Raw genomic sequence first — 24,197 nt, forward strand, 5'->3', positions numbered from 1 at the left:
GAACAATCGAAAGCGTTCTCTATATGTCAATTCGTATTGAGGGAACGTATACAAAACATCTAATACAATCATTTTTTAAAATTATTTACTGAAATTATTATATCATCATGGCAACAAACTCATTAAAATTCGAAACCTTACAAGTACACGCTGGACAAGAAGCGGACCCTACTACCGGAGCAAGAGCTGTTCCGATCTATCAGACAACTTCTTTTGTATTTGACAGTGCTGAACACGGTGCAAATCTGTTTGCTCTAAAGGAATTCGGAAATATATACACAAGGATTATGAACCCGACCAGCGACGTATTCGAAAAACGCATCGCGGCGTTGGAAGGTGGCGTAGCTGCATTGGCGGTTTCCTCGGGGATGGCAGCACAGTTGATTGCGATAACTAATATCGTAGAGAGTGGAGAGAACTTTGTAAGTAGCCCGAATCTTTACGGCGGGACATATAATCAATTTAAGGTGACTTTTAAACGCTTAGGTATTGAGGCTCGCTTTGCAGAAAACGATAAGCCGGAGAGCTTCGAAAATCAGATTAACGATAAAACGAAAGCAATATTTATTGAGACGATCGGGAATCCTAGCTTTAACATTCCTGATTTTGAAAAAATAGCTGAAATAGCGAAGAAACATGATCTACCACTTATTGTCGATAATACCTTCGGCGCCGGTGGCTACCTGTTTAGACCTATTGAGCACGGAGCAAACGTGGTGGTTCACGCTGCAACGAAGTGGATCGGTGGGCAAGGTAGCAGTATTGGCGGCGTGGTTGTAGACGCAGGTAACTACAACTGGGGTAATGGTAAATTCAAACAGTTCAGTGAGCCTTCGGAGGGTTACCACGGATTGGTGTTCAGCGACGTTTTTGGTGTAGATAGTAGCTTGGGCAATATTCAGTTTATCATCAGAGCACGGGTTGAAGGTCTTCGTGACCTGGGTACTGCCCTCTCTCCTTTTAACTCATTCTTGTTCATCCAAGGACTTGAAACGTTATCGCTTCGTGTTCAACGACATGTAGACAACGCATTGGACTTGGCAAAATGGCTGGAGGAGCACCCACAAGTGGAATCGGTTAGCTATCCGGGACTGCAAAGCCACCCTTCATATGCGAATGCAAAAAAATACTTAAAAAATGGCTTCGGGTCGGTGTTGAGCTTTGAAATCAAAGGTGGTAAAGAAAAAGCAACTGCTTTTATTGACAATTTGAAACTGACAAGCCACCTGGCAAACGTTGGTGATACAAAAACCTTAATTATACAACCTTCTGCGACGACGCATCAACAATTAAGCGATGAGGCTCAGTTGGCAGCAGGCGTTAAGCCGAACTCACTTCGCGTATCGGTTGGAATTGAACATATTGATGACATCAAAGCAGATTTTGAAGGTGCATTTTCAAAAATATGAAGACACACAAGTTTCAATATAAAAAAACCTTTAAACTAGAGAGTGGTAAGCGACTTCAAAACCTGGAGATCGCTTACACTACTTTCGGAACCCTAAACGCTCAGCGGGATAATATCGTTTGGGTATGTCATGCTCTGACGGCCAATGCCAATGTTTTTGAGTGGTGGCCGGGGTTGTTCGGCGATAAGGATTATTTCAATCCGGAGAAAGATTTCGTGATCTGCGCTAACATCATCGGATCGCCCTATGGCACTACGAACCCTTTGAGTATCAACCCAAAAACTAAGCAACCTTACTATCTGTCATTTCCTCAGTTTTCAACACGTGATTTGGCTAACGCACATAAACTCTTGGCAGACCATTTGAAAATAGATAAGGTATCACTGCTTATTGGTGGCTCCCTGGGTGGGCATCAGGCATTGGAGTGGTCAATTCTACAACCTGAGCGGATTGAAAGATTGATTCTTTTAGCAACCAACGCACAGCACTCGCCTTGGGGTATCGGCTTTAATGAAAGTCAGCGCCTGGCGATTGAAAGTGACCGAACTTTTTACGCAAATAAGCCCAATGGTGGTGCAAAAGGTTTGAAGACCGCCCGTTCCATCGCGCTTCTGTCGTATCGAAGCTATGAAACTTATGGTGTGACACAGATGGAAACGGACAATGAGCGGGTGGATGATTACCGTGCTTCATCTTATCAGAATTATCAGGGAGAAAAATTGGTAAAGCGCTTTAATGCTTACAGTTATTGGTTTTTAAGTAAAGCGATGGATTCACATAACGTAGGAAGAGGGCGAAAAGGAATTATTGAAGCACTCCAGGAAGTTAAAGCCAAAACGTTGGTGATCGGGATTAAGAGCGATGTATTGTTCCCACCTGAAGAGCAAAAATTCATTGCGGACAATGTTCCTTCGGCAGAATATGCTGAAATCGATTCCTTTTATGGACACGACGGTTTTCTGATTGAAACGAAAACTTTGGCTCAAATTATAGATAAATTTATTAGAAAGAACCCAATAAAATCAAAATACTCAGCAACGATTCATATTTAAATGGAAAAAAAATTACGATTAGGTATCTTCGGATTTGGAGTGGTAGGTCAAGGTCTTTATGATATCATCAAGACCAAACGACTTAATATTGAAGTTAAAAAATTTGTAATCAAGCATCCGGACAAAAAGAGGAGCCTCCCCGCAGAGCTTTTCCACACCGACCCGGATGAAATCTTAGAGGATACGGAAATTGATACAGTAATTGAACTGATTGATGATGCAGACGTAGCTTACAACATTGTTTCCAAGGCATTACGAAACGGGAAAAATGTAGTCTCTGCCAATAAAAAAATGATTGCCAATCACTTGGAAGAATTGGTGGCTCTGCAACACGAGTATGGAACTTCATTATTATACGAGGGTGCAGTTTGTGGAAGTATTCCGATTATCAGAAACCTGGAAGAGTATTACGATAATGAACTGCTGCATTCTATAAGTGGTATTTTCAACGGCTCATCAAATTATATTCTTTCGAAAATATTCAATGAAAACCTTTCATACAAAGTTGCACTAAAACAGGCGCAAGATTTAGGGTTTGCGGAGTCAGACCCGACTTTAGATGTGGGTGGCTTTGATGCAAAGTTTAAATTGAGCATTGTTGCGTCACATGCTTATGGGTTATTTATAAACCCCGATAAAATATTAAACATTGGCATAGATGGTTTATCTGAAGCAGATGTTCGGTTTGCGAAGGAAAAAAACCTGAAAATCAAACTTGTACCTACTGCAAGGAAAATAAATGACCACCAGGTGATACTTTATGTAATGCCGAAATTTGTCAATTCAGAAAGCATACTTTACCAGGTTGAAAATGAATACAATGGCGTATTGGTACAAGCGGCTTTCGCCGACCAACAGTTCTTCTACGGGAAGGGCGCGGGTGGTCACCCAACGGGTTCGGCAGTATTATCTGATATCGCAGCGCTACGCTATGACTATCGTTACGAATACAAGAAGCACCTAACAAAAGTACCTTCAGATGAAGAAGTATATACAACGAACTGGAACTTGAAAGTTTATCTCCGGTATAAGGATGAGAGCATCATAGACCAGTTGGGCTTTCAGGAAATTCATGAACGCTATGCATCGGAAGACCTCAAGTACATAATCGGGACTATCAATCTTCATAAACTAATTGAACACAGGAACCTCCTAAAAGGGGACGATGTTTATATTGTAGAAAAGAGTTAAACTAGAACGAATAGCTTTTTGCATCTTTCAGAATAGCGACTGCATCCGAATGGGAGGTGCTGTCTTCAAACGCAGGTAATACAGACGGGTTTTCGGGATAGGAAGCTCCATCATAAGAGAGCTTCCGCATTCCGCTATTCGAGTTGATTACGAGGTCATGCCAGCCGTTGGTCTTCGATTCTAATATATAGAACGGCGCCCGGCTTACAGAGAACAAGGAAATAACCTCGCCATCGTGCCCCAAGAGATAGTAGGTACAGCCGCCTGACCCGCAGAAGTAATCATTCGTAAAGCCGACAAAATATTCGAGATTTCCATCATTATCTAGATCGTATGCGTCTAACTGATAGTTGCGTTGTTCGCTCTTGAGAAAATCCAGATCGTCTTTTAATATTGAGTTGGTGAGCCATTGAGCTATTTGTGCTGTATCAGCTTCTCCATAGCGCAATTGGACGCGTTCAGGAGCTTGTATAACAGTATCCGCAGTGGTTTCTGTGGTTTCCGCATTATTTTGGTCGCTTTGTTGACAGGAAGTAGTTAATAAAATAGTTAAACAGCTAAAAATAATCAGGTTTCTCATTTTGTATGTGTATCTATTCGGGTTTAGTTAATTCTTTTTTTTCTTTTTTGGCACCTTCGCCCCCTCTTCTCTAGCTTCGGACAGACCAATCGCGACTGCCTGTTTTTTTGATGTTACTTTTTTACCGCTACCGGTTCTTAGTTCTCCTTTTTTCATTTCGTGCATAGCCTCTTCGACTTTCTCACTTGCTTTTTTTGAATACTTTGCCATATTCACCTCCTTTTTGATTAAGGAATTAACATCGAATAGGGCTATAATGTTTATTTATTCTTACATTTACAAACTAAATATACCGATTAAAAATGCAACAGTACCTTGATTTAATGCGTAAGGTGTATGAAACCGGCACAGAGAAGTTGGATCGCACCGGAACTGGAACAAAAAGTATTTTTGGACATCAGATGCGCTTTAATCTCAAAGAGGGTTTTCCTCTTGTCACAACTAAAAGACTCCATTTACGATCAATTATCCATGAACTGGTATGGTTTCTGCAAGGTGATACGAACATACAATATTTAAAGGACAATAAAGTAAGTATCTGGGATGAATGGGCGGACGAGAACGGCAACCTTGGCCCGGTCTATGGTGCCCAATGGCGTTCATGGCCAAGCCCGAACGGAGAAAGTATTGATCAGATCAGTCAGGTAATCGATCAGCTAAATAACAACCCCGATTCCCGACGTATCATTGTATCTGCGTGGAATGTATCGGAGATTAGCAAAATGGCCCTTCCGCCCTGCCATGCGTTTTTTCAATTTTATGTAGCGCCGGCTGATGCTAGTAAGGGGCAATCCAAACCTCAGTTGTCTTGTCAGCTCTATCAGCGGAGTGCGGATATTTTCCTAGGTGTCCCATTTAACATCGCCTCATATGCTTTATTGACCATGATGGTGGCCCAGGTTTGTGATATGGAAGCGGCTGACTTTGTACATACGCTGGGTGATGCGCACCTATATAGCAACCATATGGAACAAGCGGCATTGCAGTTAGAAAGAACACCCTATCCGCTACCGCAGATGAAGATTAACCCTGATGTAAGAGATATCTTTGAATTTAAATTTGAGGATTTTGAGCTGATGGACTATCAATACCATCCACACATTAAAGCACCGGTGGCCGTGTAACCGGTATCCGTGTAAATAAAATGAAACCATGATTTCGATAATTGTAGCAGCAGCACAGAACAATGCCATTGGAAAAAACAATGAATTACTTTGGCATATGCCCGCAGACCTAAAATACTTTAAGGATAAAACAACCGGACACGCTGTTATAATGGGAAGAAAGACTTATGAGTCTGTAGGAAAACCGCTGCCTAATAGAAGAAACATCGTTATTACACGCAAAAAAGATTATCAGAAAGAAGGTATCGAAGTTTGCCATTCACTGCAAGATGCACTCGCACTCTGCGATCCGGATGATGAAAACTTTATTGTAGGCGGTGCTGAAGTCTACAGTGAGGCGATGGCTGTTAGTGATCGGATTTACTTTACTCTGATCTATGATGAGTTCGAAGCAGATGCTTTTTTCCCACCTATACTACCTGATTTTTGGCAGTTAACCTCCGAGTCGCTCCACGAAGCGGATGATAAAAACCCCTACGATTATAACTTCATGGTCTACGAGCGTAAGAAGAAATTTTGACAATACAAAAATAAACACCATCATTATTCAAAATTTTCATAGATTTGCCGACTTAACAAAAACTATACAATTAGAAATAAATTTTACAAATAAGAACAATGCAAGGGAAAGGTATTATTAAATTTTTTATCGTTGTGGTTGCGCTCGCGTGCCTGTATTCGATATCATTTACATTCGTTACGCGAAGTGTAGAAAAGGATGCGGCCGCCTATGCGCAGGGTGATTTGGAGAAAGAAAGAGCTTACCTGGATTCGATGGCTAATGAGCCTGTGTATAACTTAGGCTTCGCTCAGTACACGTATCAGGATGCCAAAGAACGTGAACTAGCTTTGGGGCTTGATCTCAGAGGCGGCATGAACGTGACTATGGAAATCTCCTTGCAAGAGCTGATTCTGAACCTAGCGGGCAATCCGGAAGATGAGAATTTTAACCAAGCGTTGAAAAATGCAAATGAACGTAGCAAACAGAGTCAGACCGAATATGTGACACTTTTTGGTGAGGAATTCAAGAAATTGAGCCCGAACACGTCTCTTGCGTCATTCTTTGCGACAAAAGAAAATGTTGGGTCTATCAATGCGCAGTCTAGTGACTCGGAGGTGCTTGGCTTCTTAAGAACACAAAGCGAAAGCGCGATTGACCGCTCCTACAATATCTTACGTACACGTATTGATAAATTTGGGGTAGCATCTCCAAATATTCAGAAGCAACAGGGTACAAATCGTATCTTAATTGAACTCCCTGGTGTAACTGACGAGGAAAGGGTACGCAGTCTCTTGCAAGGTTCAGCTAAATTAGAGTTCTGGGAAACCTATGATAACCTAGAGATCTACCCTCTTCTTGAGAATGTAAACCAGACACTTGCAGCACGCGCGAAAACAAAAACGCCTACGCCGACCGCAGCAGCTACAGACACAACGACTGTAGAAGAAGGAACCGGAGCCAACCAAGGTGAATTGGCTGCTATTACAGGTGGACAGCGCGATTCAGTTGCGCAAGATAGTGCAGATCAGCAACTTGCTGCGCAAAATAACCCGCTTTTCAATATCATGCAGCCTTCAATCTACATCGGCCAGAATCAACAACCTATGTTGAGGCCAGGTGCTGTTGTCGGCTATGTTGAATTAAAGGACACAGCTAAAGTAAATGATTTCTTAAGGGATTCTGTTATCCAATCCATCATTCCGGCTAATGTTAAGTTAGCTTGGTCTGTAAAACCAATTAGTAAGGAAGACAGACGCCTCGAGCTTTACGCGTTGAAGCCTTCTACTTCTGATGGACAAGCTGCTTTGGCGGGAAGCGTTATTGCAGATGCCCGTGCTGATTTTGACATGAACGGTAACCCACAGGTTACGATGACCATGAATACGGAAGGCGCGCGCGAGTGGAGACGAATCACAGCGGCGGCTTCAGCTGATCCGAATAATAAAAAATCAATTGCTATTGTTCTCGATAATGTGGTGTATTCAGCTCCTACGGTTCAGGATGAAATTGCTGGAGGTAATTCTTCAATTTCGGGTAACTTCCAGATTGAAGATACACAGGATTTGGCGAATGTTTTGAAAGCTGGCCGTTTACCGGCTCCTGCTAAAATCGTGGAAGAAGCGATCATCGGACCGACTCTTGGGCAAGCAGCGATTGACGCTGGTATCAACTCATCGGTGATTGGACTGGTAGTTGTCCTTGTTTTCATGGTGGTTTATTACAACCGTGCAGGTTGGGTTGCGAACGTTGCTGTTTTGGTGAACGTGTTCTTTATCATGGGGATATTAGCATCCATCGGGGCCGTCCTCACCTTACCGGGTATTGCAGGTATCGTTTTAACAATGGGTACCGCAGTTGATGCCAACGTACTGATTTATGAACGTATACGGGAAGAATTGAGGCTGGGCAAATCGATCAGACAGTCGATTGCAGACGGTTACAAACATGCGATGCCTTCGATTCTCGACTCTCAGATTACAACTTTCTTGGTTGGTATTATCCTGTTTATATTTGGTTCCGGACCGATTGCTGGTTTCGCTACGACGTTGATGATCGGTATTATTACCTCTTTGTTCACATCAATTTTCATCTCGAGGATCATTTTTGAATGGATGCTAGAGAAAGACTGGAAAATTACTGTTTCAAACAAATGGAGTGCAAACACACTTGTCGGAGCAAATTTCCAATTTATTAAGAACAGAAAAAGATATTATATCATTTCAATCGTAGTAATAGCCATTAGTTTAGTATCAATATTCACCAAAGGCTTTAACCTAGGAGTTGATTTCAAAGGTGGGCGGACTTACGTGGTTGAGTTTGCACAACCGGTCAATCTTGAAGAGGTTCGTTCAAATCTGAACACAGCGTTTGGTGAGGATACAGAGGTGAAAACCTTTGGTAGTGACGAACACCTTCGGATTACAACTGGCTATTTGGTTGGTGAAACAAGTGATCAGGCAGATGCTGAAGTACTCGCTAAATTAAACGAGGGCTTGGATCAATTGGGCGGAGTTGAATACGATATCGTAAGCTCTCAGAAAGTGGGACCAACGATCGCCAATGATATTAAAACATCAGCGATCTATGCCTCGATCTTTGCGATTATCGGTATCGGGCTTTATATTTTGATACGTTTCCGGAAATGGCAATACAGTTTGAGCTCTGCTATTTCTATAGCGCACGATGCAATTATTCTATTGGGTATATTCTCAGTCTTTGATGGTTTATTACCTTTCGCACTAGACATGAATCAGCATTTTATTGCAGCGATGCTTACGGTAATTGGTTATTCTATAAATGACACGGTAGTTGTATTCGATAGGCTACGTGAGTACCTGGGCATTCCGAGTAACCGACAAAAACCTCCCGCAGAGATCATTAACAATGCCATCAACAGTACCTTGAGCAGAACGATTATTACTTCATTAACGGTAATCTTCGTAATGGCTGTGCTATTCGTATTCGGTGGTGAAGTTATTCGGGCGTTCTCTTTTGCTATCCTTATCGGTATCATGCTGGGAACATACTCTTCGATTTTCATTGCGGCACCAATGGTGTTAGATTTGACGAAAGAGGAAGATGAAAATAAAAAGGTTGTCCCTTCAACTCCAAAAGTTGCGAAAGCTTAAACTTTGAAGAAGTAAATTAAGATAAAAAGAGGATAGTCAAACTGCTATCCTCTTTTTTGTTTTCGAAAAAGCTTAGTTTTTTATCTAATAAAGAGTGGATTTATTAAAAAACAATTATATTTGTCATACTAATTATTGGTATGCAAGAAGAAGCTTTTAATCGATACTCATTATTATTGGATTGTACGGCCAGACGGGTCAAACAATACGCGCAGTTCCAATTTAATCAGGGTAATTATGGTGTGACGGTGGATCAATGGATTGTTTTGAAAAACTTAAATGAGTCGGATAATATTACTCAGAAGGAGTTGGCAAAACTATGTGGAAAAGATCAACCAACATTAACACGGATTATTGATTTATTGGTAAAAAAGGAATATGTTAACCGGGTAATTCATAAACAGGATAGACGATCGTTTATCGTCAGGCTGACGGATCTCGGGAAAAGGAAGGTTAAGGAGATGTCACCTTACGTGAAAGATATAAGAATGAAAGCGTGGGAAAATTTGGGAGAAAGTGACTTTAAACATTTACAGCGTATATTAAATACTATTTATAACAATTTAGAACTAAAAGATAATGATTAATACGGATATCTGCATCATTGGGGCTGGACCCGTCGGACTATTTGCTGTTTTTGAAGCTGGTCTACTAAAAATGCGCTGTCATTTGATTGATGCGCTTCCTCAGATTGGCGGACAATTGTCAGAAATATATCCTCATAAACCGATTTATGACATCCCTGGCTACCCTACCGTGAAAGCTCAGGAATTGATTGATAATCAGTTAAAACAAATCGAGCCCTTCCATCCTACTTTTACATTGGGTGAACGCGTTGAAACATTAAACAAACTGGAAGATGGATCCTTTGAACTTATTAGTAATGAAGGAACAGTGATCCGCAGTAAAGTAATTGTCATTGCTGCTGGTCTCGGTTCGTTTGAACCGAGAAAACCTGCTGTACAGGGATTGGAAGATTTCGAGGGCAAAGGTGTTAGCTACATGGTGAAAAATCCGGAAAGTTTCAGAGATCAGCGTGTCGTATTGGCCGGTGGTGGTGACTCTGCGTTGGACTGGACGATCTTTTTGGCGGATATAGCGAAGGAAGTGACTTTAATACATCGTAGTGATAGTTTTAGAGGAGCTCCGGACTCAGCGCAAAAGGTATTTAATCTTGCTAATGAAGGGCGTATTCGACTTTTATTACAAAGTAATTTAAGCTCGGTTCACGGAAACGGTCGTATCAGCAAAATCGGTGTCACTGATAAAAGTAAGGTAGAAAGCTTTATTGAAGCGGATTCATTGATTCCACTTTTTGGCCTGAGTCCAAAATTAGGACCTATTGCTGACTGGGGACTAAATATTGATAAGTCTGCGATCGAGGTAGATACGTTTGACTATAGTACGAACGTTGACGGAATTTTCGCAATCGGAGATATTAATACTTACCCTGGTAAATTGAAGTTGATTCTTTGTGGCTACCACGAAGCGGCATTAATGGCGCAAAGTGCCTTTAAATATGTTTTCCCTGATCAAAAATTAAGTTTTAAATATACAACCGTTAACGGTATTAACGAATTCTAAAATTTTTGTTGCTAAAAAATGCAAGACGATTTAATTACGATTACGGTCGAAGATCAAGAAGGAACTGTTCGAGACCTGGAAATTCCAACGGATATAAGTCTGAGCTTGATGGAGGTTCTCAAAGCTTCTGACTATGATATTCTTGCTACGTGTGGAGGAATGGCCTTATGTGCTACTTGCCACATTCAGGTGCAAGATGATTTTGAATTGCCTGAACCCAACAATGACGAAGCAGATATGCTCGACACGCTTCATAACGCAGAATACAATAGCCGACTGTCTTGTCAACTGAGAGTATCTCCGGAACTCAACGGAATGAAAATAAAGATTATTGGAGCTGAATAATGCTTAAGATTACTGAATGTCCACGCGATGCAATGCAAGGGATCAAAAACTTTATCCCAACTGATGTCAAAGCTACTTACATCAATTTGCTGCTCAAGGTGGGCTTCAGTCGGATCGATTTTGGCAGCTTTGTTTCTCACAAGGCAATGCCGCAAATGCGTGATAGTGCTGAACTTGTTAAGAAATTAGATATCGATTCATCGAGATCCAGCCTATTGGCAATCGTCGCTAATGTCAGAGGTGCACAGGAAGCTGCAGAATTTGACGAAATATCGATTATAGGTTTTCCCTTTTCAATTTCGGAAACCTTTCAGATCAAAAATACGAACAGTACAATTACCGAATCGTTAAAACGCGTTGGGGAGATTAGCGCCCTTTGCAGAAAGAAGAACAAGACTCCATTGATTTATTTATCGATGGGGTTTGGAAACCCTTATGGAGATAACTGGAGCGCCGATGTTGTTTCAGAATATACGGTACAACTGGAGGATCTAGGCATCCATGAATTTGTTCTTGCAGACACAGTAGGAATCTCAACACCCGAAAAAATAAGACAGCTGTACCCGCAACTAAAAAAGGAGTTCTCTGATTGCAGTTGGGGAATTCATTTACACAGCAGACCGGAAGATGCTTTCGAAAAAGCGACAGCAGCAATCGAAGTAGGATGTGACCGAATAGATACCGCGATACGAGGCTTTGGAGGCTGCCCAATGGCGAGCGATGACCTTACCGGCAATCTAGCTACCGAAACTTTATTAAAGGCCTTAGAGACCGCCGAAACTCCTTATGAAAAAATCAATAAAGATTACTGGTTAGAAGCGATCGATTACAGCAATCAAGTATTTATGACGTAACGATCCGAAATATTAAGAAATAAAAAGGAGGCATTTTTGATGCCTCCTTTTTAAAATAGATAGATTGGATTCAATTTATTTTACTGCGTCTACAACTGCTTTAAAAGCCTCTGGTTGATTCATTGCCAAATCAGCTAAAACCTTACGGTTTAAGCCTATATTATTTTTTGACAACTTACCCATCAACTGAGAATAAGAAACTCCGTGTTGACGAGCACCTGCATTGATACGCTGAATCCATAATGCTCTGAACTCTCTCTTCTTGGTCTTACGATCGCGGTATGCGTATTGTAAACCTTTTTCAACTGTATTTTTGGCAATGGTGTAAACCTTACCTCTTGATCCGTAATAGCCTTTAGCTAATTTTAAGATCTTTTTTCTTCTTCTTCTCGAAGCTACTGCGTTAACCGAACGTGGCATAATTAATTTGTTTTTTGGTAACAGGCGACGTGTTTCCCAACGTACTTACAACCCAATACCTGGTTATTAAATTTTGTTATTACTTTCCAATGTTTAGCATTCGTTTTACGTTGCCCATATCTCCGTCAGCTACTAAGCTGGTTTGACGTAGGCTACGTTTACGCTTTGTCGACTTCTTAGTTAAGATGTGACTCATGAATGCATTCTTTCTTGCAATTTTACCGGTTCCAGTAAGCTTAAAACGCTTTTTTGCACTGGAAGTGGTTTTCATTTTTGGCATAATTCTATTTATTTTATCTATCTATTTTATCTTTAACCTATAAGCTCTGACGAGCATCAGGCATTTATTATTTTTTTCCTGTTCCTTTTGGAGCTACTGTGATAAACATTCGTTTACCCTCTAGCTTTGGAAGCAATTCAACTTTTCCGTAATCCTCGAGAGCTTGTGCAAAGCGTAACAATAAAATTTCTCCTTGCTCCTTATACACAATTGCACGTCCTTTAAAATGAACATAAGCACGTACCTTTTCTCCTGACTCTAAAAACTTCTGCGCATGTTTTAACTTAAATTCAAAATCATGATCATTCGTATTAGGACCGAAGCGTATCTCTTTTATCACCGTTTGTTTTGCATTGGATTTAATTTCCTTAAGCTTCTTCTTTTGTTCGTAAACGAACTTGCTGTAATCGATTATTTTACAAACGGGCGGATTGGCATTGGGAGAAATTTCAACCAAGTCTAAATCCAACTCATCAGCCATTGCAATGGCTTGTCGAGTCGGATAAATTCCTTGCTCTACATTGTCTCCAACCAACCGAACTTCAGTAGCTCTTATATGGTTATTAATTCTATGATCGGGTTCTTTCTTTTTAAAAGGTGGCCGAGGGCCCCTAGATCCTGGTCTTTTTAATGCCAAATTTTTTAATTTTTAAACGGTTATTTCTTTTGTTAATTGTTCGCTAAACGCTTCTATGCTCATGGTTCCTATATCACCTACTCCGTGTTTTCTTACTGAAAGTTCCCCACTCTCAACTTCCTTCTCTCCTATTACCAACATATAAGGGATCTTTTTGATTTCAGCATCACGAATTTTTCTTCCCACCTTCTCATCTCGCAAGTCAATTAAGCCGCGAATATCGGAATTATTGAGAGATTCTAAAAGTTTTTTTGCATATTCTTCGTATTTTTCCGAGACAGGAAGGATTATAAACTGCTCAGGAGCAAGCCATAACGGAAAGTTACCGGCACAGTGTTCGATCAACACAGCAACGAACCGCTCGAGTGAACCGAAGGGTGCACGGTGTATCATTACCGGTCGGTGTTTTGCATTATCGCTACCCGTATACTCAAGCTCGAAACGCTCCGGAAGGTTATAGTCAACCTGAATGGTTCCCAACTGCCATTTTCTTCCCAATGCATCTTTAACCATGAAATCCAGTTTTGGCCCATAGAATGCCGCTTCCCCGGTTTCAATCACGGTTTGTAATCCTTTTTCCTCCGTTGCCTCGATAATCGCCTGTTCTGCCAATTTCCAATTTTCATCAGAACCAATGTACTTTTCGGTATTTTCAGGATCTCTTAAAGATATTTGAGCTGTGTAGTCGTCAAAACCTAAAGCTCCAAATACATAAAGCACAAGGTCTATTACCTTTTTAAACTCTTCTTTCACCTGATCAGGACGACAGAAAAGGTGTGCATCATCTTGTGTAAATCCTCGTACTCGGGTCAAACCGTGCAACTCGCCACTCTGTTCGTAGCGGTAAACTGTACCAAACTCAGCAAAGCGAACGGGTAAATCTTTATAAGAACGAGGCTTTGTCTTGTAAATTTCACAGTGGTGCGGGCAGTTCATCGGCTTCAAAAGGAACTCCTCACCTTCTTGAGGAGTTTTAATCGGCTGAAATGAATCCGCACCGTATTTTTCATAGTGTCCAGAAGTGACATACAGGTCTTTATGGCCGATATGAGGGGTCACCACAGGCTCGTAACCCGACTTAATTTGGGCTCTCTGCAAAAAGTCAATTAATTTCTGACGCAAAGCCGCCCCTTTAGGCAACCACAGTGGTAGCCCCATCCCTACTTTTTCAGAGAAAGCAAAAAGTTCAAGCTCTTTACCAAGTTTTCGATGGTCTCGTTTTTTTGCCTCTTCAATCATCTGCAGGTATGCTGTAAGTTCACCCTGCTTTGGAAAACTCACCCCGTAAATACGGGTCAGCTGTTTTCTGGTGTCATCACCTCGCCAATAAGCACCGGCAACATTCGTTAATTTAATTGCCTTAATTAAGCCTGTATGAGGAATATGTGGTCCACGACATAAATCGGTAAAATTACCTTGCGTATAGAATGTAATACTCCCATCTTCCAACCCACTAATCAAGTCTAGCTTATACTCGTCGTCTTTCTCGGTAAAGTACTTTTCTGCATCTACTTTGCTTATGGATTCACGAATGTACTCAGACTTCGTTCGCGCTAACTCTAGCATTTTCTTTTCGATCTTTGGAAGTTCATCCGAAGAAAACTCGCGATCGCCGAAATCTACGTCATAATAGAAACCTGTTTCAATTGATGGTCCAATACCGAATTTGGTTCCTGGATACAAAGCCTCTAATGCTTCCGCCAATAAGTGAGCAGATGAATGCCAAAAGGTTGATTTACCTTTTTCGTCGTTCCAAGTCAATAGTTTAACGGTTGCGTCAGCCTCAATAGGTCTACTTGAATCCCAAACTTCGCCATTTACTTCCGCAGCTAATACATTACGAGCTAAACCCTCTGAGATAGATAAGGCTATTTGATGAGCAGTAATTCCTTTCGGGAACTCTTTTACAGTCCCGTCAGGAAGAGTTATTTTAATCATTTACGAATATGATTTTAGATTTTTATGACACAAAGATACGAAAAATGATTAACTCAACTTTTCTCCGACCATTTCAAGAAGCTTTTTACTTTTAATAATGCCTTCTTCCTCACTCAAGTTACCACCTTCATACTCAATTCCGACCCAACCTTTGTAGCGAGCATCTTTAACCATCTGCATCATTCTCATGTAGTCAATCTTACTTTCATAGCCTTCCGCATTAAAATCATGAGTTTTCGCACTCACTCCTTTTGCAAACGGCATCAGATCTTCTACACCTTGGTAACGATCATATTCGTAAAAGTTACCAAAATCTGGTAGAGAACCACAGTTCTTCATATTTACTTCTTTCAGAATACTGCTTAGCCATTGACCATCGGAAGACAAACCTCCGTGGTTTTCTACAATCACATTAATCTTATAGTCTTTTGCAAAGGTACTAAGCTTAGCAAGGCTGTCGACAGCAGCACTCTTCATCTCTTCAGGTGTTCCTTTACCGGCAGCATTTACACGAATTGATTTACATCCTAAGAAATTAGCCGCTTCTACCCATTTGTAATGGTTTTCTACAGCTTTGTTCCTGACATCCGCATTAACATCTGCCATGTTCCCTTCGCCGTCTATCATGATCAACACATTCGTAACCCCATTGTCTTTTGCACGCTGATTTAACTCTGTCAAATAAGTCTTATCTTCTGCTTTATCCTTAAAAAATTGGTTTACGTACTCAACCCCGTAGATACCAAACTTTTTTGCTGCTGTTTCGGGGAACTGCATATTAGTCAATTTGCCATCAAAAAGTGTACGATGCAATGACCACTCAGCTAATGAAATCTTAAAAAACATCTTCTTTTTAGCAGCAAAACTGCCTAATGGAAGTGAAGGCAATACGGTTAAACCTAGTGCTCCGATACCTAACTGTTTCAAAAATTCTCTTCTGTTATTGTTTTCCATGGTGATGTATTTAATTATTATATTCTAGCTAATTTATATGTTAGCCCAACCATGCGCTAAAACATCTGCTATATGCATGGTTTTGATGGGTAAATTATGTTTATCTATGTATGCTTGCAAATTCAATAGGCATGAGACATCTGTCGATATAATATAGTCTGCGTCCATTTCTAGAGCGTTGTGAACTTTTTGCTCGGCCATAGCGGAAGATATCGAATCAAATTTAACGGCAAAAGTACCTCCGAACCCACAACAAACATCTGTGTCTCTCATTTCAACCAACTCGAGACCGTCTACCTTAGACAGCAACTGTCTCGGCTCTTCTTTAATGTGACAGTCCCGTAAACCCGAACAGGAATCATGATAGACCGCTCTGCCCTCGAGTTCCGCTCCAAAATAATCCTTTTTTAAAACGTTGATGAGGTAGTCTGACAATTCGTAAATATTACTTTGGATGTTGCGACATTTATTATGCACCATGGTATTGGTAAACAATGCATTATAACCGTTCTTAACCATTCCTGTACAGGACGCAGAAGGTGAGACAATCGATCTGTTTTCAGTAAAATCATTCAGAAATTTTGTTCCGACACCTTTTGCTTCATCAAAGAAGCCAGCATTATAGGCAGGTTGACCGCAACAAGTTTGTTCAGGATTATAAATCACTTCGCAACCAGCTCTTTCTAAAACTTTAATGGTATTAAAAGCCGTCTGCGGATACAATTGATCAATAAAACAAGGAATGAAAACTTCTACAGTATTGTTTTTTGTCATATAAAACAAAGTTAGAATAATAATCAATATCCAATAATAAACATGATCCGAAAATTTAGTTTGCTTTCTGCAAAACACTTACTTTAGGTACACGGAGCAGAAAAAGGAACCCTAAGGCAAAGAAAATAGCAAGGAATAAAGCTGAGGTGCGGATATTGCCAGTTAATTCTTCAACGAAGCCAAACGTAAATAAACCTATTACAATCGCTATTTTCTCTGTGACGTCATAAAAACTGAAAAATGAGGTGGTATCTTCTGTCTGCTCAGGGATGAGCTTTGAAAAGGTAGATCTTGAAATTGATTGCGTACCTCCCATAACTAGACCAACCAGGATCGCCAGTATATAAAACTGAACCTCATTATTGATAACGAATGCTGATAAGCATACAACAATCCATAAAAGGACAACAAGCATGAGAACTTTGATATTCCCAATGATACGTACCATCCAAGACATCAGATAAGCACCGGCAATTGCCACGAGCTGGATGGCTAAAATTGTGGCGATAAGCTTTGATGCACCTAAACCAAGCACCTTTTCACCAAATGCAGCAGAGACCAACATGATGGTTTGAACCCCCATCGCATAAAAGAAAAAGGCCGTAAGAAAACGCTTGAGAACTGGTATGTTTTTAATCGATATCCAAACCTTCTTCAGTTCGATAAAACCCTTTTTTAAAACCTCCCTTTTGAAGTCCTTTTGATGCTTCAATGAATCCGGGAGCACACGAAATGATACCTGAGAAAACAATACCCACCATAAGCCCACAAGAAGAAAAGAAAATCTTGCAGGAAAGGACCCATCGGTTATACCGAACCATTCTGGTTTTATTACAAATATAAAGCAGATAATTTGAAGGATAACGCTACCAACATAGCCATAAGCAAAGCCCTTTGCACTAACCTGGTCTTGCTTGTCAACTGTAGCGATCTCAGGCAAATAGGAATTATTAAACAACACGCCCCCTATATAACCCATCGCCGCCAAAGAAGAGCAGATTATTCCCAGCTCTAAGGTTTCATACTTAAAAAAATACAAAGCCATACAAGCAAAAGCACCCAGGTACGTAAACAGCTTCATCAATTGTTTCCGATTGCCCCGGTAATCTGCAATCGACGACAAAACAGGTAGTATCAGAACCATTATTAAATAGGAAAAAGCAAGAGAATAATTAGCTAGTGCAGTATTGATGAAAGTGAAACCAAAAAAATCAACGCGATCACCATGTTCCTCGGTGGTCGTGATAATCGTATAGTATGCTGGGAATATGGTTGACGTAATGACTAAATTGTACGCAGAATTGGCCCAATCGAACATTGCCCACCCGCGGATTATCGACTTATTATTTTTGGTAATACTTTCCATTATTCATTTTAATTTCGCCAGAGTCGATAAGCTTACGTATAAAACTAAGTTTCATTTTATCACTGCCATTATCTATTCCGTCAACCAGTTCATCGAGTGTCAAAGGTCCATCTACCAGCAAATTGGTTATCTCGACATATATTTTTCCTTCTAGCTCTTCATCGCTTCCGGCACTCCGCTTCAAAATACATACATCGCAGATCAGACAATCGGGAGATTCGTTTTCTCCAAAGTAAGCCAACAATTTCCGACTCCGACATTCGTCATTCTCTAAGTAGTTGAATATTGATTTCAATTGTGCTTCAGCGATACGCTTCCTCTCTACAATATACTGATGATCAACCGTTAAGTGTTTTGTATCACTTCTGGGACGCATAAATTGAAGCTGTGGACTATCTTTTTGTTTTAAATAGGTCAGCACGCCCATATCATTCATTTTCTGCAAAAGAGAATAGACATGTTGAGTCGGAAGGTTCAGTTTTCGTGCAACATCTGTCTCTCTTATATCAACAAAGTGATCAAATGCAGGACCATAAGTACGGAGGATAAACTTAATAACCGAATCCATATTGGCATGTTCAACCTGAAAGCGATATAATTCGGTTGCGTCCACTTCGAAACTGATCCTAGAAGGCAGAAACACATTTTCGGTGACGCTGATCCATTCATCTCGTTCCAGAAACTTCAATGACGCCATCGTTTTAATAACATTGAGCGTGTAACGCTTACAAAAGTCTCCGATATCAAAATCAAAAACGACACCCTCGCCTGCCCCATAGGCTAATTGAAAATAATTACCTAATTGAAAATAGGTTTGAGCAACTTCTTGGACACTGGGAAAACTTTGTTCAAAATTAGATTTCAGCTTCAATTTGTCGGCTTCATTGTAAAGGAGTACGGCGTAAGACTTATTTCCATCTCGCCCCGCTCGTCCGGCTTCTTGAAAATAGGCTTCAAGATGTTCGGGTATATCTAGATGTACTACCAAGCGTACATTAGGCTTATCAATTCCCATCCCGAAGGCATTTGTAGAGACGATAATTTGAGTCTCATTTTTCATCCAAGCATCTTGTTTCCGGTTCCTTTCATTCGTGCCTAACCCTGCATGATAATAGTCGGCATTGATGCCGTTCATAATCAAAAATCTGGCAATCTCTTTGGTTTCACGGCGACTTCGAACATAGACAATCCCAGAGCCCGGCGTACGATTAATAATCCTTAGCAAGCGTTGCATCTTGTTTTCCTCAAACAGAGCCATATATGCCAAGTTATCACGAAAAAAACTCCTCTTAAGCACATGGCTATGCTGAGGGTCGAAGTCGAGCTTTTCTTGAATATCTTCGACAACTCTTTCAACAGCCGTCGCCGTCAGTGCAAGTACAGGAACTCCCGGATGCAATGTCCTTAAGATTTTTATATCAAGATAAGCAGGACGGAAATCATAGCCCCACTGTGAAATACAGTGTGCCTCGTCGATAGCAAACAAAGATATGTTCATATGCTTGATACGCTCCTGAACAAGTTCATTTCGCAGTCTTTCAGGAGACAGGTACAGGAACTTGATATCGCCGAAAATGCAGTTATCTAGCGCTATATCGACTTCCTTCTTACCCATACCGGAAAAGATAGCGATCGCTTTGATGCCTTTTGCTTTCAGGCTTTCAACTTGATCTTTCATCAACGCTATTAACGGGCTGACTACAATACATATTCCAGGTCGGATAAGTGTAGGCACTTGAAAACAAATGGATTTACCACCTCCGGTGGGCATCAACGCCAGCGTATCCCTCCCTTCAATTACTGAATTAATGACGTCCTCTTGAAGTGGACGAAAAGAGGAATACCCCCAATGTTTCTGTAAAACCTCATGAATGGTCATAGCTATGAAGCATACGTTAAAGACTCACCAAACATAGTGAAAATTATCCTTTAGAACATACACGGGAATCTTCATTTTTTCAGCCTCGACTTTCATCTTTTGGATATACCACCATGCATTGCTTCCATCTAAAATCATCTGATCGAACGTCATAATGTCTTGCATTTCACTTATACTGTGCAGTGAATTGTTTTTTACAATGAAAAGGTCTACAGCAATGTTACCTTGCAACTCCATCGGGCGATCGAAGACAAACAGGGTCTTGTTTCCCAACTGAATAAAATGTTCGTAAACCAAAAAATCCTCGTTTAGAAACGTATCAACATGATGGATAAAATTAGGAGGTTTAGCCAACGCTAAAAAACTTGGCTTAACTGAATATTCGAAAGTCGAATCATGCTCGTCTTTAAAGTTCGTATACAAATAGGCGTTCTCCCTTTGGAATATACCTATCGCAGTATTCTTGCCCACATTATAAATCTTAATTTGGTTAAGGTGTCTTTCTGAATACTTTTGCAACGATCGATCTAGTCCTAAGAGAATCAAACCGATAAATATTAAATAGATTGCCGTTTTCTTTTTATGAAAAACGAAAAAACTTGCGGCTAAAACGACTAGATACAAGACCAAAAAATGCCAGGATTCAGTCCACCGAAGATTTAAACTGGAATATGGCAACTCCCCAAAATAGACCAAGACTTCTTTTGTGATTTTAATAGTTGCTTCAAGAAATTGAGCCAGAAACAGCTGAAGCCCGCCTGATGGTAAAAGAAGAACGAGGATGCCGATATATAGAATTAAGGTAGCTGGCAATAGAATAAAAAGGTTTGCTGGCAAAAAATAAACAGGAAAAAAATAAAAATAATAAGTGACTAAAGGAAAGGTTGCTAGTTGCGCGGCAAGAGAAATTGAGATATATGACCACAACGTTTTAAGTATTGGATTGGAGAAACCCGGTGCTAAATAAAACTTGGGGTAAAAATACACGATACCAAGTACAGACAAATACGAAAGTTGAAAACCAATATCTGATAAGAACCGCGGATTATACATTAAAAGAATAAATGCTGAAAAAGCGATGGTGTTGTATATTTGGTTTTGCCGAACCATACTCAGTGCTAAAATCCCTAAGCTAAGCATAATGGAGGCTCGGAGCACCGAAGGTGATAAGCCCGTTATAAGTGCATACAGCCAAATTAACGCAATGAGTATAACAGCCTTTAGCCAGATCCATTTAGACTTTCTATTCCAAAGCAATAAGAATGAAAACACGGAAAATATGATGCCTACGTGAAGGCCTGAAACAGAGAGAACGTGGATCGTTCCAGTTGTCGAAAAGGTATTCAATAAATCACGATCCAAATCGCTACGGTAACCTAACACGAGTGTTGATGCAATAGCATGTACATCCTTTTCAACCAGGATGCTTTCTAACTTCGCTACCATATTTTCCCTCAGACCAAGAGCAAAATCAATTAAATCATCACCTTGATTTTCACCAATCTTTTTTACTTGTTTATGTGTTAAATAACTTTGATGCCAGATTTCCCGACCGGCCATGTACTGTTTATAATTGAATTCATTTGGATTAAAACTGGGCTTGAGTTCATTGAAGTCAGCTTCAATAAGCAGTTGATCGCCATAATAGTAGATTTGCTCCAGATCATTTAAAGAATCACGTTGGATGCTGAGTAAAAGCCTCCCCTTGCGTGCTGAGATCAGACTGTCAGTGACGGAATGTGTGACTTGTACTGGGAAGCGAATGGTTTTTTCTGTAATTCTAGGTTCATCGGCAACAAAACCTATAAGTGCATCCGTCGGATCGTGGCTAAAGTGACCGCGTTGAATCAACGGGTCTGGATGCCACATACGCGCCCAACCCAGTGCAAATAAGAAAATATAAAATAGAACACTCAGCGTCGGATAATTTCTAAACTTACGGAGCTTAGTTATACCGATCATCAAGAAAAAAAGAGCGATTGATAAGCCAGCTATTATACAAACTAAATAGAAAACATGAACTTGAGGTCGAATCCAATGCCCCATACCTATCCCTGCAATCAATGCAAAAACAAATCGGACAAAAGGCCATGCAGCAAAATTGATATTGTTTTCTTTCAACCCTTGCATTATCTAAATTTGAAAACGTAGTTGTAATCGGATATCGGAGCGAGTGCGGCCTTCTATATAATTAAGACCTGAACCGATCCCCTCGTCTTTATATAGTGAACTCGCATACCGCGCCCAAAAATTGATCTTACGACTCAGACGGTAGCGCAGATTGATATAAAAACGAAGACCCTCACCATAGTAAGGAATTGAAGAATGTGCGTATAAAACATTGTTCTCGAAGACATAGTGCCTTGAATTGTAACTGTCTGTTTTAAACGCAGCCAAACGAACGTTCCCACTAACGGGATTTCCCATGGGCTTATAAATCAAGTCATGATAGAAGAGCCAACCGCTTTCGGTACCACTATTCCCTTTTTTATAAGTAATCAGTTCTGCTCGATTTCGAAAGCTTATATTGTCGTTAACTTTATAGCTTCCCTGGAGCCGTATTTGGTGACGAACTACATTGGCTATCTCGTTCACCACGTTTGTGCTGGATAAATTTTCTTGTTTGTTCCGATAACGATAGCGGATGGAAAATATATTTGACCGAATCGGAGCATATGATATTTGAGTAAATAGATCGTAACCATCTGAAGGTGCATCTACCCGATACTTAATCCAGGGGAATCTAAAATAGTCAGCATAAGCCACCCACTCTACTCTGCGATTGGGATTCCATATTAATCCGGAATAAAATCCGTTTTCATTTGTAGCATTTGTGTTTTCGGAAAATGGACTGCTCAAAAACCCATGAAAGTCTTTTTGGTAATTTCGATAGAGAGCCACAAAGGATAACTGATCTGAGAGGCCAGCAATAGCACCATTTAAAAAACCAAAACTGCGATATGAGTTTGCGGCTCCCTCACCAAATAGGTAAAGATTTTTATATGTATACTGGTAGTAGATGCTGGCACTTTCCAGCGAGCGGCCACGGAAGCTGAATTGATTGTATAATTGTTCATTAGGTGAACGAGGCTTGTTAAAATTAGTGCTTAAAAAAGTTCCTCCAATATTTAAATGAGATGAGCTATACTTCATGTTAGCTCCGTAAATAAATTGATTGACAGACTCTCTGTTTTTTATTTCCGCCGGTGTCCGATGATATCCTGATAAATTAAGGGAACTGAACGCACTTGAATCACTTGTCAAGGTTCCATCAAGAGACCGATAAGAAACGAAAGGAGAAAGCTCGATCTTACCAAACTGCAATGTCGTCGCCAAGCCACGTAAGTAATCTGCCTCATTGGTCGATGTATGAGGTCTAATGCCTGTCCCATTCCGAGCGACATGATGTACGAGAGCGCCTTTTCCAAAGCTGTAGGAGTTCCAAATATTCAATCCCTGTCCAAAAGCTAATGAATAATCACCGATTACGAGCTTCTTTAAATATCCGACATCCTGAATGAGAATACTTCCAGAATAGTAATCGAATCCCCGACTTTGAGTACCTGTGAAAAACTCTTCGCCAGGATCTTTCTCCATATTGACAGCAAGTTGAAATTTGTTATTGATCCGAAACCGGTACCTCAACAATAAATGATCGGGCGTACCTAGGTATCTAGACCTATCCTCATCTTTGATAGAATACCCTCTCTGTGTTTCAACGACCCTTCCATAGCGAAGCATTAAATCATGTTTTTTTTTTGCTGAATTTGAACGTAACCGCTTTTTTTCTGTCGATATTCGAATAAACGGCAGAAGCCATTGCCGACTGATCTCATCTAGAGAACTGATCGACTGTAATTCGTAAATAGAAACGAAGTTTCCACTTTCATTCCGATGATCTAAAATTTCTTGAATTTGAAGATCTGAAAGAAAGATGAGATTCTTCAGGTCTTCATAACTAGCCGTGTTTAAGTCAATTGGATTTCTAAGGTAATAATTGAGCAATTCTTCTATTTCAGAAAGATCCAGCTCACTTTCTTCGTCGGTTGTTATGCTTTCCAATAGATTTTCAAAAATCGAAAGGTTAATTTGTTGAGTATCGCGATCTTCTTGCGCATAGGAAAAAGCAGTGCAACAACAGATGGTTATCGAGAGGAAAAAAAAGCTTCTGAAAAACATG

Annotated in this window: 22 protein-coding genes; 10 read left to right on the forward strand and 12 right to left on the reverse strand. The window is 40.4% G+C overall.

The window, feature by feature from the left end:
- Positions 1–107: 107 nt before the first annotated feature.
- The 3 genes from D3P12_RS11670 to D3P12_RS11680 are packed head-to-tail and all read left to right on the forward strand — an operon-like array spanning position 108 to position 3,652.
- On the forward strand, positions 108–1,409 hold the full coding sequence (locus tag D3P12_RS11670; RefSeq protein ID WP_118195699.1) for an O-acetylhomoserine aminocarboxypropyltransferase/cysteine synthase family protein: 1,302 nt from the start codon (positions 108–110) through the stop codon (positions 1,407–1,409).
- Complete coding sequence (locus D3P12_RS11675) at positions 1,406–2,461, forward strand: homoserine O-acetyltransferase family protein (protein ID WP_118195701.1); 1,056 nt, start codon at positions 1,406–1,408, stop codon at positions 2,459–2,461. The genes D3P12_RS11670 and D3P12_RS11675 overlap by 4 nt, the downstream gene beginning before the upstream one ends.
- Positions 2,462–3,652: a homoserine dehydrogenase gene (locus D3P12_RS11680; protein WP_118195703.1), complete on the forward strand. Its 1,191-nt coding sequence runs from the start codon at positions 2,462–2,464 to the stop codon at positions 3,650–3,652.
- Position 3,653: 1 nt separating this feature from the next.
- On the opposite strand, the gene D3P12_RS11685 is transcribed toward D3P12_RS11680, so the two are convergent.
- Together D3P12_RS11685 and D3P12_RS11690 are read right to left on the reverse strand one after the other, a co-directional pair.
- Positions 3,654–4,232, reverse strand: coding sequence for a hypothetical protein (locus tag D3P12_RS11685; protein WP_118195705.1), 579 nt, complete (start codon positions 4,230–4,232; stop codon positions 3,654–3,656).
- 27 nt (positions 4,233–4,259) lie between these two features.
- Complete coding sequence (locus tag D3P12_RS11690; protein ID WP_118195707.1) at positions 4,260–4,442, reverse strand: DUF6496 domain-containing protein; 183 nt, start codon at positions 4,440–4,442, stop codon at positions 4,260–4,262.
- 92 nt (positions 4,443–4,534) lie between these two features.
- On the opposite strand from D3P12_RS11690, the gene D3P12_RS11695 reads away from it, so the two are divergent.
- The 7 genes from D3P12_RS11695 (at position 4,535) to D3P12_RS11725 (ending at position 11,769) form a co-directional block, all read left to right on the forward strand.
- Positions 4,535–5,356, forward strand: a complete 822-nt coding sequence (locus D3P12_RS11695) for a thymidylate synthase (RefSeq protein WP_118195709.1) — start codon at positions 4,535–4,537, stop codon at positions 5,354–5,356.
- A 28-nt stretch (positions 5,357–5,384) separates the two neighbouring features.
- Positions 5,385–5,876, forward strand: a complete 492-nt coding sequence (locus D3P12_RS11700) for a dihydrofolate reductase (RefSeq protein ID WP_118195711.1) — start codon at positions 5,385–5,387, stop codon at positions 5,874–5,876.
- A 98-nt stretch (positions 5,877–5,974) separates the two neighbouring features.
- Positions 5,975–8,986: a protein translocase subunit SecDF gene (secDF, locus tag D3P12_RS11705; RefSeq protein ID WP_118195713.1), complete on the forward strand. Its 3,012-nt coding sequence runs from the start codon at positions 5,975–5,977 to the stop codon at positions 8,984–8,986.
- Between the two features lie 140 nt (positions 8,987–9,126).
- Positions 9,127–9,573, forward strand: coding sequence for a MarR family winged helix-turn-helix transcriptional regulator (locus tag D3P12_RS11710; RefSeq protein WP_118195715.1), 447 nt, complete (start codon positions 9,127–9,129; stop codon positions 9,571–9,573).
- The gene (locus tag D3P12_RS11715; RefSeq protein WP_118195716.1) at positions 9,566–10,570 is read left to right on the forward strand and encodes an NAD(P)/FAD-dependent oxidoreductase; all 1,005 of its coding nucleotides are present in this window, start codon (positions 9,566–9,568) and stop codon (positions 10,568–10,570) included. Before D3P12_RS11710 ends, D3P12_RS11715 begins: the two co-directional genes overlap by 8 nt.
- Positions 10,571–10,588: 18 nt before the next feature.
- Positions 10,589–10,915, forward strand: a complete 327-nt coding sequence (locus D3P12_RS11720) for a 2Fe-2S iron-sulfur cluster-binding protein (protein ID WP_118195719.1) — start codon at positions 10,589–10,591, stop codon at positions 10,913–10,915.
- Positions 10,915–11,769 (forward strand): beta/alpha barrel domain-containing protein, encoded by an 855-nt coding sequence (locus tag D3P12_RS11725; protein WP_118195720.1) that lies wholly within the window; start codon positions 10,915–10,917, stop codon positions 11,767–11,769. The genes D3P12_RS11720 and D3P12_RS11725 overlap by 1 nt, the downstream gene beginning before the upstream one ends.
- A 75-nt stretch (positions 11,770–11,844) precedes the next feature.
- Here the strand turns inward: D3P12_RS11725 and rplT are convergent, their stop codons facing one another.
- The 10 genes from rplT to D3P12_RS11775 form a co-directional block, all read right to left on the reverse strand.
- Positions 11,845–12,189 (reverse strand): 50S ribosomal protein L20, encoded by a 345-nt coding sequence (rplT, locus tag D3P12_RS11730; protein ID WP_118195722.1) that lies wholly within the window; start codon positions 12,187–12,189, stop codon positions 11,845–11,847.
- 79 nt (positions 12,190–12,268) lie between these two features.
- Entirely contained in the window at positions 12,269–12,469 is a 201-nt protein-coding gene (rpmI, locus tag D3P12_RS11735; protein WP_118195724.1) for a 50S ribosomal protein L35, read from the reverse strand.
- Positions 12,470–12,536: 67 nt separating this feature from the next.
- Positions 12,537–13,106: a translation initiation factor IF-3 gene (gene infC / locus D3P12_RS11740; RefSeq protein WP_118195726.1), complete on the reverse strand. Its 570-nt coding sequence runs from the start codon at positions 13,104–13,106 to the stop codon at positions 12,537–12,539.
- A gap of 12 nt (positions 13,107–13,118) precedes the next feature.
- Positions 13,119–15,044, reverse strand: a complete 1,926-nt coding sequence (gene thrS, locus D3P12_RS11745; RefSeq protein WP_118195728.1) for a threonine--tRNA ligase — start codon at positions 15,042–15,044, stop codon at positions 13,119–13,121.
- Between the two features lie 48 nt (positions 15,045–15,092).
- Positions 15,093–15,998, reverse strand: a complete 906-nt coding sequence (locus tag D3P12_RS11750) for a sugar phosphate isomerase/epimerase family protein (protein WP_118195730.1) — start codon at positions 15,996–15,998, stop codon at positions 15,093–15,095.
- Positions 15,999–16,031: 33 nt separating this feature from the next.
- Entirely contained in the window at positions 16,032–16,772 is a 741-nt protein-coding gene (locus D3P12_RS11755) for a (Fe-S)-binding protein (RefSeq protein WP_118195732.1), read from the reverse strand.
- 55 nt (positions 16,773–16,827) lie between these two features.
- On the reverse strand, positions 16,828–18,138 hold the full coding sequence (locus D3P12_RS11760; RefSeq protein WP_118195734.1) for an MFS transporter: 1,311 nt from the start codon (positions 18,136–18,138) through the stop codon (positions 16,828–16,830).
- The gene (locus D3P12_RS11765) at positions 18,116–20,017 is read right to left on the reverse strand and encodes a RecQ family ATP-dependent DNA helicase (protein WP_118195736.1); all 1,902 of its coding nucleotides are present in this window, start codon (positions 20,015–20,017) and stop codon (positions 18,116–18,118) included. Before D3P12_RS11765 ends, D3P12_RS11760 begins: the two co-directional genes overlap by 23 nt.
- Positions 20,018–20,041: 24 nt before the next feature.
- Positions 20,042–22,147, reverse strand: a complete 2,106-nt coding sequence (locus D3P12_RS11770; protein ID WP_118195738.1) for a ComEC/Rec2 family competence protein — start codon at positions 22,145–22,147, stop codon at positions 20,042–20,044.
- A gap of 3 nt (positions 22,148–22,150) precedes the next feature.
- Complete coding sequence (locus D3P12_RS11775; RefSeq protein ID WP_118195740.1) at positions 22,151–24,196, reverse strand: ComEA family DNA-binding protein; 2,046 nt, start codon at positions 24,194–24,196, stop codon at positions 22,151–22,153.
- Position 24,197 lies beyond the last annotated feature (1 nt).

This window comes from Pedobacter indicus (assembly GCF_003449035.1).
GTDB classification, from domain to species: domain Bacteria; phylum Bacteroidota; class Bacteroidia; order Sphingobacteriales; family Sphingobacteriaceae; genus Albibacterium; species Albibacterium indicum.

Bases quoted from the DNA above. Each gene is read 5' to 3' on its own strand.
- D3P12_RS11770 (WP_118195738.1), bottom strand. From the start codon at position 22,147: ATGCAAGGGTTGAAAGAAAACAATATCAATTTTGCTGCATGGCCTTTT.
- rplT (WP_118195722.1), bottom strand. From the start codon at position 12,189: ATGCCACGTTCGGTTAACGCAGTAGCTTCGAGAAGAAGAAGAAAAAAG.
- D3P12_RS11760 (WP_118195734.1), bottom strand. From the start codon at position 18,138: ATGGAAAGTATTACCAAAAATAATAAGTCGATAATCCGCGGGTGGGCA.
- D3P12_RS11695 (WP_118195709.1), top strand. From the start codon at position 4,535: ATGCAACAGTACCTTGATTTAATGCGTAAGGTGTATGAAACCGGCACA.
- secDF (WP_118195713.1), top strand. From the start codon at position 5,975: ATGCAAGGGAAAGGTATTATTAAATTTTTTATCGTTGTGGTTGCGCTC.
- D3P12_RS11725 (WP_118195720.1), top strand. From the start codon at position 10,915: ATGCTTAAGATTACTGAATGTCCACGCGATGCAATGCAAGGGATCAAA.
- D3P12_RS11710 (WP_118195715.1), top strand. From the start codon at position 9,127: ATGCAAGAAGAAGCTTTTAATCGATACTCATTATTATTGGATTGTACG.
- rpmI (WP_118195724.1), bottom strand. From the start codon at position 12,469: ATGCCAAAAATGAAAACCACTTCCAGTGCAAAAAAGCGTTTTAAGCTT.
- D3P12_RS11720 (WP_118195719.1), top strand. From the start codon at position 10,589: ATGCAAGACGATTTAATTACGATTACGGTCGAAGATCAAGAAGGAACT.
- D3P12_RS11750 (WP_118195730.1), bottom strand. From the start codon at position 15,998: ATGGAAAACAATAACAGAAGAGAATTTTTGAAACAGTTAGGTATCGGA.
- D3P12_RS11700 (WP_118195711.1), top strand. From the start codon at position 5,385: ATGATTTCGATAATTGTAGCAGCAGCACAGAACAATGCCATTGGAAAA.
- D3P12_RS11765 (WP_118195736.1), bottom strand. From the start codon at position 20,017: ATGACCATTCATGAGGTTTTACAGAAACATTGGGGGTATTCCTCTTTT.
- D3P12_RS11715 (WP_118195716.1), top strand. From the start codon at position 9,566: ATGATTAATACGGATATCTGCATCATTGGGGCTGGACCCGTCGGACTA.
- thrS (WP_118195728.1), bottom strand. From the start codon at position 15,044: ATGATTAAAATAACTCTTCCTGACGGGACTGTAAAAGAGTTCCCGAAA.
- D3P12_RS11690 (WP_118195707.1), bottom strand. From the start codon at position 4,442: ATGGCAAAGTATTCAAAAAAAGCAAGTGAGAAAGTCGAAGAGGCTATG.
- D3P12_RS11680 (WP_118195703.1), top strand. From the start codon at position 2,462: ATGGAAAAAAAATTACGATTAGGTATCTTCGGATTTGGAGTGGTAGGT.
- D3P12_RS11675 (WP_118195701.1), top strand. From the start codon at position 1,406: ATGAAGACACACAAGTTTCAATATAAAAAAACCTTTAAACTAGAGAGT.
- D3P12_RS11755 (WP_118195732.1), bottom strand. From the start codon at position 16,772: ATGACAAAAAACAATACTGTAGAAGTTTTCATTCCTTGTTTTATTGAT.
- D3P12_RS11670 (WP_118195699.1), top strand. From the start codon at position 108: ATGGCAACAAACTCATTAAAATTCGAAACCTTACAAGTACACGCTGGA.
- D3P12_RS11685 (WP_118195705.1), bottom strand. From the start codon at position 4,232: ATGAGAAACCTGATTATTTTTAGCTGTTTAACTATTTTATTAACTACT.
- D3P12_RS11775 (WP_118195740.1), bottom strand. From the start codon at position 24,196: ATGTTTTTCAGAAGCTTTTTTTTCCTCTCGATAACCATCTGTTGTTGC.